The organism is Streptomyces sp. NPDC087300 (assembly GCF_044744425.1).
Taxonomy (GTDB): Bacteria; Actinomycetota; Actinomycetes; order Streptomycetales; family Streptomycetaceae; genus Streptomyces.
This window is the reverse complement of the sequence record NZ_JBIUYI010000001.1, coordinates 1231279-1244735: the sequence shown is the minus strand read 5'-3', so window position 1 is coordinate 1244735 and position 13457 is coordinate 1231279. Positions and strand designations below refer to the sequence as shown.

Genomic DNA, 13457 nt, shown 5'->3' with positions numbered 1-13457 from the left:
GGAGGTGATTTCGGCAATGCTGGAATCGGCGACCGATTCGTACGGCCGTCACGGCTGTCAGCCGATAGCCGTGGTCGGAGTGTCCTGCCGGCTCCCGGAGGCCGCGACACCCGAAGCCTTCTGGCGCCTGCTGGCCGAAGGGCGCAGCGCCGTCGGGCGGGTACCGGCCGGGCGGTGGACGGCCGAACCGCCGGAGCGGGAAGCCCACTTGGGCGCCTTCCTCGACGAGGTCGACCGGTTCGACGCGGCGTTCTTCGGCGTCTCGCCGCGCGAGGCGCGGACCATGGACCCGCAGCAGCGGCTGGCGCTGGAACTGTGCTGGGAGGCTCTCGAAGACGCGGGCATCGTCCCTGAGACGGTGCGCGGCGGCCCTGCCGGTGTGTTCGTCGGCGCGATCGCGGACGACTACGCCCGGCTGCTGCACGGCCAGGGCATGTCGGCCATCGGCGCGCACAGCATCACGGGACTGCACCGGAGCCTCATCGCCAACCGGGTCTCCTACGGTCTCGGTCTGACCGGGCCGAGCCTCACCGTCGACACCGGCCAGTCGTCGTCCCTGGTCGCGGTGCACCTGGCGGCGGAGAGCCTGCGCAGGGGCGAGTCCGAGATCGCGCTCGTCGGCGGAGTGCACCTCAACCTCGTCGCGGAGAGCGCCGTGACCGCCGCCCGGTTCGGCGCGCTCTCGCCCACCGGCCGCTGCCACACCTTCGACGAACGCGCCGACGGTTATGTCCGGGGCGAGGGCGGGGCGATGGTGGTGCTCAAGCCCCTGGATCGGGCGCGGGCCGACGGCGACACCGTCTACTGCGTGATCCGGGGCAGCGCCGTCAACAACGACGGCGGGGGCGCCAACCTCACCCGGCCCAGCGGCCGGGCCCAGGCGGAGGTGCTCAGGACGGCCTACCGGCGGGCCGGGGTCGCTCCCGAACACGTGGGATACGTGGAACTGCACGGCACCGGCACCCCGGTCGGGGACCCGGTCGAGGCGGCCGCGCTGGGCGCGGCCCTGACGTCGGACCGGCCGGTGGGCAGCCGGCTCCTCGTCGGTTCGGTGAAGACGAACATCGGGCACCTGGAGGGCGCGGCCGGTATCGCCGGTCTGGTCAAGGCGGTGCTCTCGCTGGCACACCGCCGGATCCCGCCGAGCCTCAACTTCGTCCGGGCGAACCCGGACATCCCCCTCGACGAGCTGCGGATGGACGTCGTCCGCGAGCTGACGCCGTGGCCCGACGGCACGGGCCCGGCCCTCGCCGGTGTGAGCTCGTTCGGCATGGGTGGCACCAACTGCCATGTCGTACTGGCCGCGGAGTCCGAGACGCGGGAGTCCGAGACGGAGGGGCCCGAGACGGAGGGGCCCGAGACGCAGGGGTCCGCACCGGAAGAGAGCCCGGCGCGCACCATCCCCTGGGTCCTCTCGGCCCGCACCGAGGCCGCGCTCCGCGAGCAGGCGGACCGACTGCGCGCCCGCGTCGAAGCCGACCCGGACCTCGGGCACCTCGACGTGGGCCGGACGCTGGCGGGACACCGCACCCTGTTCGAGCACCGGGCCGTGGTGCTCGGCGACGACCGCGCGGCGCGGTCGGACGCGCTGGCCGCTGTGGCCCGTGCCGAGTCCTCGGCGGACGCGGTGACCGGGCGGGCCGTCCAGGGGGACGCCGTGTTCGTCTTCCCCGGCCAGGGGTCGCAGTGGCTCGGCATGGGGCTGGAGCTGTACGGGGAGTTCCCGGTCTTCGCCGACCATCTGCGGGTGTGCGCGAGGGAGTTGGAGCCGTACACCGGATGGTCGCTGCTGTCCGTGCTGCGCGGGGAGCCGGACGCGCCGTCGCTCGACCGGGTGGACGTGGTGCAGCCCGCGCTGTTCGCGGTGATGACGTCGCTGGCACGGCTGTGGGAATCGCTGGGTGTGCGTCCGGCCGCGGTGGTCGGGCACAGCCAGGGCGAGATCGCGGCCGCGTACGTGGCGGGCGCGCTGTCGCTGGCCGACGCGGCGCGCGTCGTGGCCCTGCGCAGCCGGGCCCTGCGGAGCCTGTCGGGCCGGGGTGCGATGGCCGCGGTGTCGATGCCCGCGGACGAGGTCGCGCGGCGGGTCGGCGACGTCGCGGGCGGCCTGTCGGTCGCGGCGGTCAACGGGCCGGTGTCGACGGTGGTCGCCGGTGAACCCGGCCTGGTGGACGCCTTCGTGGACCAGGCCGTCGGTGAAGGGTTCCAGGCGCGTCGGCTGCCCGTCGACTACGCCTCGCACTCGGCGCAGACGGAGGAGATCCGCGAGGAACTCCACGAGGCCCTGGCCGGGATCTCCGCCCGCGAGGGAGAGGTGCCGTTCTACTCGACGGTCACCGGCGAGCTGGTGGACACGGCCGGGTTCGACGCCGACTACTGGTTCAGGAACATCCGGCAGACCGTCCGGTTCGAGGAGACCGTCCGGCTGCTACTGGCCGACGGGCACCGGCAGTTCGTGGAGTGCGGTCCGCATCCGGCCCTGCTCGCAGGAGTGGCCGACACGGCCGCCGCGGCCGGGGTGCCCGCTGTCACGGTGGGTTCGCTGCGCCGTGACGACGGCGGCAGGCGGCGGTTCCTGACCAGCCTGGCCGAGGCGCACACCCAGGGCGTGCCGGTGGACTGGTCCGCCGTACTCGAAGGGCCGGACGGCCGACGCGTGCCGCTGCCCACGTACCCCTTCCAGCGTGAGCGGCACTGGTGGGAAGCGCCCACGGGCACGGCGCGGGCGACCGTCGCCCCTGAGCCGGTGCAGGCGCCCGCCACCCCTGAACTCCCCGCCGCACGGGCCCCGTTCACGGACGCGTACGCCGACGAGGAGCCGGCGCCCGCCACGGAGGCAGGCCGGCAGTCCCTGGCCGACCGGCTCGCCCAACTGCCCGACGCCGACCGCGACCGGACGCTGCTCGACCTGGTCAGGGAGCGCGCGGCACACGTGCTGGAGCACCCCTCCACGGACGGCGTCGAAGCCGACCGGTCGTTCCGGGAGCTCGGTCTCGACTCGATGATGGCGGTCGAGCTGCGGCGGCAGATGAACGACGCCACCGGTCTGCACCTGCCCCCGACCGTCCTGTTCGAGCACCCGACCCCGGCCCGCCTCGCCCGCCACCTGCGTGGCGAACTGCTCCCCACGGCGCCCGCCGCGCCCGCCGCCCCCACCGCGGACCCCGACCGGGACGAGCCGGTCGTGATCGTCGGCATCGGCTGCCGCTTCCCCGGCGACGTCCGGTCCCCCGAGGACCTGTGGCGACTGCTGGCCGAAGGAGGCGACGCCGTGTCGGAGTTCCCCGACGACCGCGGCTGGCCCCTGGACGAACTCTTCGACCCGGACCAGGAGAACGGCGCGCGCAGCTACGTACGACAGGGCGGCTTCCTGCGCGACGCGACGCAGTTCGACGCGGCCTTCTTCGGCATCAGCCCGCGCGAGGCCGACGCGATGGACCCCCAGCAGCGGCTGCTCCTGGAAACCTCCTGGGAGGCGCTGGAGCGCGCCGGGATCGACCCGGTCGGTCTCGCGGGCAGCCCCACCGGAGTGTTCTTCGGCGCGACCTCGCAGGACTACGGCTCACGCCTGGACGCCGCACCCGCCGGTTACGAGGGCTACGTGCTGACCGGCAGCACCTCCAGCGTCGCCTCCGGAAGAGTGGCCTACACGCTGGGACTTGAAGGTCCCGCGCTGACCGTCGACACCGCGTGCTCGTCCTCACTGGTGGCACTGCACCTGGCGCGGCAGGCGCTGCTGCGCGGCGAGTGCTCCATGGCGCTGGCCGGCGGGGTGACCGTGATGGCGACGCCCGGCATGTTCACCGAGTTCAGCAGGCAGCGCGGACTGGCCCCGGACGGACGCTGCAAGCCGTTCGCCGAGGCGGCCGACGGCACCGCGTGGAGCGAGGGCGTCGGAGTCCTCCTCCTGGAGCGGCTGTCCGACGCGACGCGGCACGGACACCGCCTCGGGCGACCGCAGGCCGACTGAGGCCGGGGGGTGCGAGCCCCACGGAACGCCGAAGGGCCCCGGCAGTTGCCGGGGCCCTTCGGTATGCAGGTCGTTCAGTCGCCGTACGCGGCCAGCGCGTTCGTCAGCTCCGGGTAGGTCGGGCCGGGGGAGAGCACCGGCGGCTCCCAGTCGGAGGTCAGCACGGCGTCGAGCCGCTCGCGCACCTCGGGGGTGTCCAGGCTGTCCGGGGCGGCCATCAGATTGGCGCGCAGCTGCGCCAACTCCCACAGGCGGTGGTCCTGTTGACCCGCCAGGGCGGCGAGTACGCCCAACGGGAGCTCGGCGGGCGGCTCCTGCTCGCCGCTCACCGTCGCGCGCCAGCTGCGGGTGCGCTCCACGTCGTCGTGCACCCCGTCCTCGTACCAGGGCCGGAGCTCGTGCTCGGCGTGGGCGCGCAGTCCGGCGCCCACCGCTGCCAGGTCGGACTTGTGACGGCCCATCAGCTCACTCAGTTCGACCGCACCCGACAGGGCGAAGGACGCGCCACGGCCCAGGATGGGGTCGGTCGTGCACAGCACGTCCCCGAGCGGCAGATAGCCGTCCGGCGTCTCCGGCGACAACTCGCGCCAGGTGTTGGTGAGTCCGGCCATCGGCACGACGTCGCCGATCGGCTCGGAGCTGCCCGGCTGGAGCCACGGCCCGAACTGGGCCACGGCGTCCGCCGCCGCCTCGAACGCGCCGGTCTCGCGCAGCCGCCCGAGCGTCTCGTCCTCCGGAAGGCGGGCGAACACCACGGCGAACGTGCGGTTGTCGTGCGCGTAGAGCCCGCCACCGAAGCCCGCCCCGCCCGCGAAGACCACGGGAACCAGGAACGTCGGCGGCTTCGGTACGCCGTCCATGAGCCGGTAGAAACGGCTGTGGTAGACGTTGCCGCAGGGGCTTTCCTCCACCTCCTTGATGAAGGCGCCGACCAGCGGGGAGCGCCGCCCCGTGGCGTCCACCACCGCGTCCGCTTCGAGCACCTCGCCGTCCACCCGCACGCCCCGGACACGTCCCTGGTCGGCCACGACCTCGCGGACGGACAGACCGTGGTGGACCTGGATGCCGGCCTGCTTCCGCACGGCGCGGTGCAGCACCCACTCGACGGTCGCCCGGCGTGAGCCGAAGCTCGCCAGTACGGTCGCGCCGGCCGGCGCCTCGGCCCCGGGCGGCGCGGTGTTGTCCACCTCGTCGACGCCGTGCGCGAGCAAGTCCGCGTGCACGTCGGGCAGTCGGGTGTGCAGCAGGTGCCGGAACAGGCCGAGGAACATGTGCGGGTGACGGACCTGCGGCGCACCCGGCCGCTGCCACTCCTGGATGTCGCCGAGGCTCTCCGGCGGGGGACCGTCGCGCTCGACCAGGTCCACCGCGTACCCCTGGCGGGCGAGCAGCAGCGCGGCGCTCAGCCCGGCGATGCCTCCGCCCGCGACCACGATTCGTGAAACCATGCATGCTCCTGGATGTCGTGCTGCCCTTGCGATTCACTGCGAAGCGGCGGCCACACCCCACGCCCGTGCCCAGGCCGGGCACCGTGCCCGTGCCGTTGAGCCGACTGCGTCACGCCGCGATGCTAGGCCGCGCCGCTCGGCCTTGTGGAGGCCGGGCGGCGAAGATAGGGGCCCCCTACCGGTCGGACAGAGGGAGCGGGCCGCCCCCTGGCACCCCGGCCGGGAGCGGCCCGATTCGTAGGGACGCGGGCTCAGCCCCGGGCGTCCGCCTTCTCGTCGTCGGCCTTCTCCGCCTCGGCCTTCGCGGCCTTCTTCGTCGCGGCGAGGCTGGTGATCGTCGTGATGATCAGTACGCCGAAGATGACGCTCAGCGAGACCGGCAGGGAGACCTCGGGGACGTTCAGCGACGTCGTCTCGTGGATGCCGTGCAGGACCAGCTTCACGCCGATGAAGGCGAGGATGACCGACAGGCCGTACGACAGGTGGACCAGCTTCTTCAGCAGGCCGACGATGAGGAAGTACAGCTGCCGCAGGCCCATCAGGGCGAAGGCGTTGGCGGTGAAGACGATGTACGGGTCCTGGGTCAGGCCGAAGATCGCCGGGATCGAGTCCACCGCGAAGAGCACGTCCGTGATGCCGATGGCCAGCATCACGATCAGCATCGGGGTGGCCAGCCGCTTGCCGTTCTCACGGACGAACATCTTCGTGCCGTGCCACTTGTCGGTGGAGGGCAGGCGCCGCTCGATCGCCTTCATCAGGCGGCCTTCCTCCCAGTCCTCTTCCTCCTCGCCGGCCCGCGCCTCCTGGATGAGCTTCCAGGCGGTCCAGATGAGGAAGGCACCGAAGATGAAGAAGACCCACGCGAACGAGTTGATCGCGGCGGCGCCCGCGGCGATGAACACGGCGCGCAGCACCAGTGCGATCAGCACGCCGATCATCAGGACCCGCTGCTGGTAGATCGGCGGGACCGCGAACTTCGCCATGATCAGTACGAAGACGAACAAGTTGTCGACGCTGAGGGACTTCTCGGTGACGTAGCCCGCGAAGAACTCACCCGAGGCCTCTCCGCCGCCCCAGATCAGCAGGCCGATGCCGAAGAGCGTGGCCAGAGCGATCCAGACGGCCGACCAGATGCCCGCCTCCTTGATCGAGACCTCGTGCGGCTTACGGCCGCCGATGAAGAAGTCGGCCGCGATGAGCACACACAGTCCGGCAACTGTGAGCACCCACATGGTCATTGAGACGTTCAACCTGGATCCCTCCCTGTGGCGAGAGCTGCCAACAGTACAAGGATTACCAAAGGATAGTAAAGAAACGGTATGGAGGCCTGGTCGCGGGATTCGTGAGCAGGGCCCCCGTCGGCGCCTCGTCGGGGGTCGATCAACTCGCTCTGTCCGGGCGTGTGTCGGGGTGTCCGAAAGGAGACGCATGTGTCACGTGAAGGTAAAAGTCAAGCCTGGCCAGAGCCGGTTCCGCGCGGCGCGCTGGGGTCGCGTGACGGCCACGATAGGGGGCTGATTAGGGGTGGGGCGGCGCTTGATCGCCGGTACCTTGAGGCCCGATCGCAGGGAGTTTCCATTCAGGTCAACTGAACTAAGGGGAAAATCTTGACTGACACGTTTTCCGGTCGGCATGTCGAGATCGCCTGGCCCGACCTGGGTATCACCGTGACCGCGGAACTCGACGGCCGTAACAGCGAACTCGCCGACGCGCTGTGGGAATCGTTGCCCTATCAGAGTCTGCAGGGACACGCGCTGGTGGCGGGGGAACATCTCTACCACGCGGCACCGATTCCGTCACTGCTGCACCTGACCCCCGAAACGCGGATCCCGGACCGCCGTGACGCTCCCAACGGAACCGTATTCTGCTCCGGCCTCCAGCATTTGGGCATCAAGTACGGCACGTTGACCGAACCGATGCCCGCCGCGCCCGTCGGCCGCATCCGGCAGGAGGACATGCCCGCGCTCCTGGAGGCGGCGCAGGCGGTCTGGGATTCGGTCTACGCGACGAAGAAGCCGATCCTGGTGGAGGTCCGCAAGGCGGGCTCCGAAGGCGGCCACCGAATACCGAAGTTGACCGCCGCGAATGCCGACGCGAGCAGTCTCATCCACGACGTGTACACCGCGACCGAGCGCGACTGGCTGGCGGGACCCAAGGAGCTCGTGGAGCTCCACGAGGGAGTGATCCCGTCCGGCGCGGGCAGCTTCGAGACGGTGCTGCCGACCCTGCTGTTCGTCAACGGCGAGACGCGCCCGCTGGGTTACGCCACCTACGGCGGTCTGGTCCGGGCCTCGGTCCAGGGCATGCCGCTGGAGTCCCTGCGCCACATGACGCGGCTGCTGGTCGGCGTCCCCGCCGAGTTCCTCGGCTACTGCGGCCTCGAAGAGCTGTGGAGTTTCACGCAGCGCTTCCTGGCCTGCCTCGACGAGCTCGACCGCGACGACTTCCTGAGCGTGGTGAGCCAACTCGCCCTCTACATCAACCTGTTGGGCGGCTGGAACCTGCACCTGTACCCGTGGGACTCCGGTGACCACCTGCGCCAGCTGACCACCGCCGAGCCGGTCCACCAGTCGTGAGTCGACTCCCCGAGCGCGCCGACGCCGTCGTCATCGGCGGCGGCGTCATCGGCACCTCCGTCGCGTGCCAGCTCGCCGAGTCGGGCGTCGGCACCGTCCTGCTGGAGCGCGGCGCGCTCGGCTCGGGCTCCTCCGGGACCACCGCGGGCGTCGTGCGCACCTACTTCCCCGGCAAGCCGCTCATCAGCAACCTCGCCGTACGGAGCCTGGCCGCCTACCAGGCCCTGGCCGAACGGACCGGCACCGACCTCGGCCTGCGACGCATCGGCCTGCTCGTGCTGTTCACCGACGAACAGCAGGTGCGGGAGTTCCGGGACACCCAGGCCGCCCAGCACGCGGCCGGTGTCGACGTCGAGTTCGTGACCCCCGCCGAGGTGGCGCGGCTGAACCCGCTGGTCGACGAGCGGACCGTCCTGGGCGCCGCCTGGGCGCCCGAGGCCTACGGCTGCGACCCGGCCGCGATCGTGCGCGCCTACGCCACCGCCGCCGAGAAGGCCGGTGCCGTCCTGCGCACGGAGACGCCCGTCACCGGGATCGACCCGGACGGTGTCGTCCACACGCCCGAGGGCAGCATCCGCGCGGACAACGTCGTCTGCGCGGCAGGGCCCTGGGCGGACACGGTCGGGGCCCTGGCCGACGTGCGGATTCCCGTGTCCCCTTACCCCGTCGAGATGCTCCTGACCGACACCCCGGACGCGCCCGGCGGTGCGCCGCTCGACGCGCTGCCGATGACCCTCCACCCGTCCAGCCTGCGGATCAGGAGCTGGGGCGAGCGCATCCTCATCGGGATGGGCCGCCCCGCTCCCGACGAGACCCGGCAGGCCTGGCTGGAGCGCGTGTCGGGCACCCTCGGCACGATCTGCCCGTCGCTCGCCGACCACGGCATCGACAGCGGGTGGACCGGAGACCTCGACGTCAGCCCGGACGGGATGGCCTTCATCGGCCGGGACGACTCCCGCCCCTTCTTCTACGCCGCCGGATTCTCCGGCCAGGGACTGTGCCAGGCACCGGCCGCCGGAGAAATCGTCCGGAACCTCGTGCTCGGCAAGGAATCCTGGATCGACACGGCCCCTCTCTCCACCGCCCGCTGCCTCGGCGAACCGGCCGGGACCGGATAGGGAAAAGGGCACGCTGCCGGGTGGTTGCCGGGAATCTTTTCAATTCTTTCGAGAGGAAAATCCATGGCCGAGCACACTGACGGAGAGTTCGTCCGGGAGATGATGCGGTGGCACTTCAGTCCGGAGACCGGGTCACCGTTCTGGTTGAAACGGGCCGCGGAACTCGACTTCGATCCGCTGACCGACGTCCGGGACTTCGACGATCTCGGTCTGTTTCCCAACGTGGTCGACGAACTGCGCGATGTCGGCGTCCGTGAACTGATTCCCCGTGGCTACGGCGACGAGCACCGGGCGTCCGTCTACGAAAGCGGCGGCACCACCGGACAGCCCAAGCGCGTGATGTACAGCGCCGAGTGGCACCGGCGCAGCGTCGAATGGTTCAGCGAGCGACTGGATTCCCACGGCGTACCGCGGAATGTCGACTGGCTCAGCGCGGTTCCCACCGGGCCGCACAATGTCGGCGCGATGGCGGTCGACACCGCGATGCTCCGGGGTGGCCTGAACTTCAGCATCGACCTGGACCCGCGCTGGGTGAAGAAGCTGATCGGCCAGGGCAACATGGACATGGCGAGCGCCTATACCGACCACCTGATCGAACAGGTCGGTTACATCCTGGCCAGCCAGGACGTCGGCGTGCTCTTCGCCACTCCGCCGATGCTGGAGCGCCTCGCGCAACACGACGACCTGGTCGAGCTGGTGAACCGCAAGGTCCGCGCGATCGTCTGGGGCGGCACGCATCTGGACGCCGACACCCGGGACCTGCTGCGCGACGAGGTGTTCGGGAACGCCACGTTCGTCGGCGGGTACGGCGGCACGATGATGCTGGGAACCTCGGTGGAGCGCCCCGGCCTCGGCGCCGACGAGCCGTGCGTGTTCGACTCCTTCGCGCCCTACACCACGTTCCGGGTGGTCGACCCGGACACCGGCGAGGTCGTTCCGTACGGCGAGCGCGGGCAGATCGTGCTGCACCACATGAGCCGCAGCGCCCTGCTGGTCAACAACGTCGAGCGGGACTTCGCGACCCGGATCGCGCCGGTCGACGGCGGCTTCGGTGACGCGGTCGCGGACGTCACCCCCGTGGCGTCGTTCGGCGACACGGCCGTGGTCGAGGGCGTGTACTGATGCTGTCCCTCGACGTACTCGGCCCCGGCGGCCCCTACCGGTCCCGGCGCCAGGAGACCATCCACGGCCTGTCGGGAGAGGCGGCCGCGACCCTGAGCCTCGCGCCCTCCCTCTACGTCACCCGCGCGATCAAGGCCATGCGCCGGGCGTCCGAACTCCCCGTCGACACACGGCTCGACGCCATCGCGCGGGCGGGCCGGGCCTTCGCCACGGGGACGGTCGCGGGACAGACGGCGCAGGAGTACCAGCACACCGTCAGCGTCTCCACCGGGATACCGATCTCGGTGGTGCGCAGCGCAACCGACGACATCGCGCAGGCCGCCGAGCGGATCCACCTCAACGTGGCGAACGCCCGGCCGGCCGGCGCGGTCAGCTCCTGGCGCGATCCGCGGGCCAAGGACGGCGCCGCGGCGTGGACCCGGCGCGGCACGGTGTTCGCCGTCCACGCGGCGGGCAACCACCCAGCGGTGCACCAGGGTTGGCTCGACGCCCTCGCGCTCGGCTACCACGTCGTCGTACGGCCCTCGCGCCGTGAGCCGTTCACCCCGTACCGGCTGGTCACCGCGTTGCGCGAGGCGGGATTCGGCGACGAGCGCGTCGTGCTGCTGCCCACCGACCACAGCGTGGCCGACGACATCCTCCGGCACGCCGACTACGGGATGGTGTACGGCGGCGCGGACGTCGTGGGCAAGTACGCGGGCGATCCGCGCATCCTGCCGCAGGGTCCTGGGCGCTCCAAGGTGCTCATCACCGCCGAGACGGCGTGGGAGCCGCTCGTCGACACCCTCGTGGAGTCGATCAGCGGTGGTGGTGGCGTCGGGTGCATCAACGCCACCGGCGTACTGGTCGAGGGTGATCCGGCCCCCGTGGCCGCGGCGATCGCCGAACGCCTCGCCGCGCTGCCCAGCCTGCCGCCGACGGACGAGCGCGCGGTCCTGCCCGTGATGCCCGTCGAACCCGCCCGCCGGTGGGACGTGTATCTGCGGCAGCGGACCGTGGGCGCCAAGGCGTGGCTCGGCGGTGACGGCATCGCCGACGAACTCGGCGACGGCTCCGCGGCGCTCCGGCCCGCGGTGCACCAGCTGGACAGCCCGTTCGACGAGCGGCTCGGGATGGAGCTGGGATTCCCCTGCGCGTGGGTCGCGCCGTGGGACCGGGAGGCCGGGATCCGACCGCTGCGCGACAGCCTCGTGCTGACCGCCGCCACCACCGACGAGGACTTGATCGACTCCTTGGTGGCCGAGCCGTCCATCGCCAACGTGTACATCGGCGACCATCCGACACCGTGGATGGCGCACGGGTTGCCGCACGACGGCTACCTCGCCGAATTCCTCATGCGCACCAAGACGATTCGGCGCTGAGCGGTGAGTGGGGGGCGGTGCCGAGCACCGCCCCCTCAGCTACCGGGGTCAGCGCAGATCCGTCAGCTACGCAGATCCGTCAGGTACGAGGTGTCGTTCAGTGAACGCAAGGACGCGTTCCCGTTCCCGTCGTACGTCACGGCCGTCAGCGAGGCCGCCGACAGTTCCATCCGGAACAGCGACTCGGGCGGTGCGCCGAGCGCAAGGCGGACCAGCGTCCGCAACACCCCGACATGCGAGACGACCGCCACGGTCTGCCCCTGGTACCGCTCCAGGAGCCGGTCCCGCGCGAGCGCGGCCCGTTGGGCGACGGAGGTGAACGGTTCGCCGGTGCCGCCGGGCACCACCGCCGGGGACGCGAGCCAGGCCGCCATCTCCTCAGGGTGGCGTTCGCGCACCTCGGCGAACGTCAGCCCCTCCCAGGCACCGAAGTCCGCCTCGCGGAGTTCGTCGTCGATGTGGACGTCCAGGCCGAGCCGTCGTGCCGCTGCCGCGGCCGTCTGCCGGGCCCGGCGCATCGGTGAGGACACCACGGCCCGCACCGCGCCGAGTGCCACGAGCTTTCCCGCGGCGGCCTCGGCCTGGCGCTGCCCGATGTCCGACAGCGCCGGATCGGAGCCGCCGCTGCCGGACAACCGCCTTTCCGGTGTCAATGCCGTTTCACCGTGCCGCAGCAGTAAAAGGGTGGTGGGGGTGCCACGGTCGGCGAGCACGTGTCGGTCCTTTCGGTCGCAGCCCCCCGTCGGCGGCGGCATGCTGGCGGAATGTGCGGTTCAGCGGAGTGCGGCGATGACCGGAGCGAATAGCTCCATGTTGTATTCCATGATGGTGAAATACGTGAATCCGTAGCGCTCGCTGCGTTCCTTGATCTGCTGTGCCATTTCCGCCGGGGTGCCGGTCACGACACTCGGCAGATCCTCGGGCTCGTGCGGGGCGTCGGGGGACACCGTCGCGAACCTGTCGGGCGTCGCGGAGTCTTCGGAGGGCGGAATGACCTGCTGCAACAGGAGATTCAACTCCACGTCGTCCGCGCGGTCGCCGAGAATGCCGCGCACATAGGCGAGACGTTCTTCCAGTTGCTCGGCGCTCGCCAGATGGAGTGATTCACCCGTGGCGCTGGCCCAGCCGCCGGGAAAGGCGATGATGTCGGCGTGCGTGGCGGCCAGCCGCAGCAGCCGGTCACCCCATCCCGCGATCAGCAGGGGCGGCCCGTCCGGCTGGGCGGGCCGCGGCTGGTACTCCGCGTCCGCGAACAGTCCGCGCAACGTGCTGACGGTCTGTTCCAGCTGCTCAACCCGCTTGCCGCCACTGGGGAACGGCATCTGCGCGGTGTCGAACTCGGCCTTCACATAGCCGGCGCCGAGCCCGAGTTCCAGCCGCCCGTCGATGAATTGGTCGGTGCTCGCCACGTCACGCGCGAGAAGGGCGGCGTTGTAGAACGGTGTGTTCAGGACGAATGTGGTCAGCCGTACCCGTTCGGTTGCTTCCGCCGCGAGCATGAGCGCGGGAAAAGGCGAAGGGAAGCCCAGGTGATCGGCGACTCCGACCACATCGAAACCGAGTTCCTCGGCTCTACGGCACTTCGCACTCCACTCGTCTTTCGAACCGGGAACGAACATGTTGACACCGAAGCGGAAAGGGCGCTGTAAAGACATTTTGACTGTATATCACATGGTGATTCTCGCGTCATCCCATTAGTCGAGACGGCCTTCGTCGCTCGGTCAAAAGGGCCAAGGGTGACGAATTCACCGATTCCTGCCGAACGTTCGGTGAGTGGCCTCACCTACTAACTTCCGGCCCAAAGGGCCTTCGGCCTACAATCGGCACCGCGTGTTTGCCGTTACTCCACAGTTCCCGAGTGA

At 70.8% G+C, this 13457-nt stretch carries 9 protein-coding genes; 5 read left to right on the top strand and 4 right to left on the bottom strand.

Annotated features, from left to right (window positions below; genetic code table 11):
• Positions 1-16: 16 nt before the first annotated feature.
• Positions 17-3970: a type I polyketide synthase gene (locus tag ACIO9J_RS05030; protein ID WP_401992616.1), complete on the top strand. Its 3954-nt coding sequence runs from the start codon at positions 17-19 to the stop codon at positions 3968-3970.
• A gap of 74 nt (positions 3971-4044) precedes the next feature.
• On the opposite strand, the gene ACIO9J_RS05025 is transcribed toward ACIO9J_RS05030, so the two are convergent.
• A complete protein-coding gene (locus tag ACIO9J_RS05025; protein WP_401992613.1) occupies positions 4045-5418 on the bottom strand; it encodes an FAD-dependent oxidoreductase in 1374 nt (457 codons plus the stop codon).
• Between the two features lie 251 nt (positions 5419-5669).
• Positions 5670-6668, bottom strand: a complete 999-nt coding sequence (locus tag ACIO9J_RS05020; protein ID WP_401992610.1) for a TerC family protein — start codon at positions 6666-6668, stop codon at positions 5670-5672.
• 357 nt (positions 6669-7025) lie between these two features.
• On the opposite strand from ACIO9J_RS05020, the gene ACIO9J_RS05015 reads away from it, so the two are divergent.
• The 4 genes from ACIO9J_RS05015 to ACIO9J_RS05000 all read left to right on the top strand — a co-directional run bounded on the left by ACIO9J_RS05015 (position 7026) and on the right by ACIO9J_RS05000 (position 11595).
• Complete coding sequence (locus ACIO9J_RS05015; RefSeq protein ID WP_401992608.1) at positions 7026-7994, top strand: hypothetical protein; 969 nt, start codon at positions 7026-7028, stop codon at positions 7992-7994.
• On the top strand, positions 7991-9112 hold the full coding sequence (locus ACIO9J_RS05010; RefSeq protein ID WP_401992605.1) for an NAD(P)/FAD-dependent oxidoreductase: 1122 nt from the start codon (positions 7991-7993) through the stop codon (positions 9110-9112). The genes ACIO9J_RS05015 and ACIO9J_RS05010 overlap by 4 nt, the downstream gene beginning before the upstream one ends.
• Positions 9113-9175: 63 nt before the next feature.
• Positions 9176-10234 carry an AMP-binding protein gene (locus ACIO9J_RS05005; protein WP_401992602.1) on the top strand — a complete coding sequence of 353 codons (1059 nt, stop codon included), beginning with the start codon at positions 9176-9178 and terminating at the stop codon, positions 10232-10234.
• Entirely contained in the window at positions 10234-11595 is a 1362-nt protein-coding gene (locus tag ACIO9J_RS05000; RefSeq protein ID WP_401992599.1) for an aldehyde dehydrogenase family protein, read from the top strand. Before ACIO9J_RS05005 ends, ACIO9J_RS05000 begins: the two co-directional genes overlap by 1 nt.
• Before the next feature lie 62 nt (positions 11596-11657).
• Here ACIO9J_RS05000 and ACIO9J_RS04995 read toward each other — a convergent pair whose 3' ends face one another.
• Both ACIO9J_RS04995 and ACIO9J_RS04990 read right to left on the bottom strand, forming a co-directional pair.
• Entirely contained in the window at positions 11658-12308 is a 651-nt protein-coding gene (locus ACIO9J_RS04995) for a histidine phosphatase family protein (protein ID WP_401992596.1), read from the bottom strand.
• A 60-nt stretch (positions 12309-12368) separates the two neighbouring features.
• Positions 12369-13250 carry an LLM class F420-dependent oxidoreductase gene (locus ACIO9J_RS04990; protein ID WP_401992593.1) on the bottom strand — a complete coding sequence of 294 codons (882 nt, stop codon included), beginning with the start codon at positions 13248-13250 and terminating at the stop codon, positions 12369-12371.
• Positions 13251-13457 lie beyond the last annotated feature (207 nt).

What these genes read in the sequence shown, in the direction of transcription:
- ACIO9J_RS05025 (WP_401992613.1), bottom strand. Translation starts at nt 5,418, where the DNA reads ATGGTTTCACGAATCGTGGTCGCGGGCGGAGGCATCGCCGGGCTGAGC.
- ACIO9J_RS05000 (WP_401992599.1), top strand. Translation starts at nt 10,234, where the DNA reads ATGCTGTCCCTCGACGTACTCGGCCCCGGCGGCCCCTACCGGTCCCGG.
- ACIO9J_RS04990 (WP_401992593.1), bottom strand. Translation starts at nt 13,250, where the DNA reads ATGTCTTTACAGCGCCCTTTCCGCTTCGGTGTCAACATGTTCGTTCCC.
- ACIO9J_RS05005 (WP_401992602.1), top strand. Translation starts at nt 9,176, where the DNA reads ATGGCCGAGCACACTGACGGAGAGTTCGTCCGGGAGATGATGCGGTGG.
- ACIO9J_RS05030 (WP_401992616.1), top strand. Translation starts at nt 17, where the DNA reads ATGCTGGAATCGGCGACCGATTCGTACGGCCGTCACGGCTGTCAGCCG.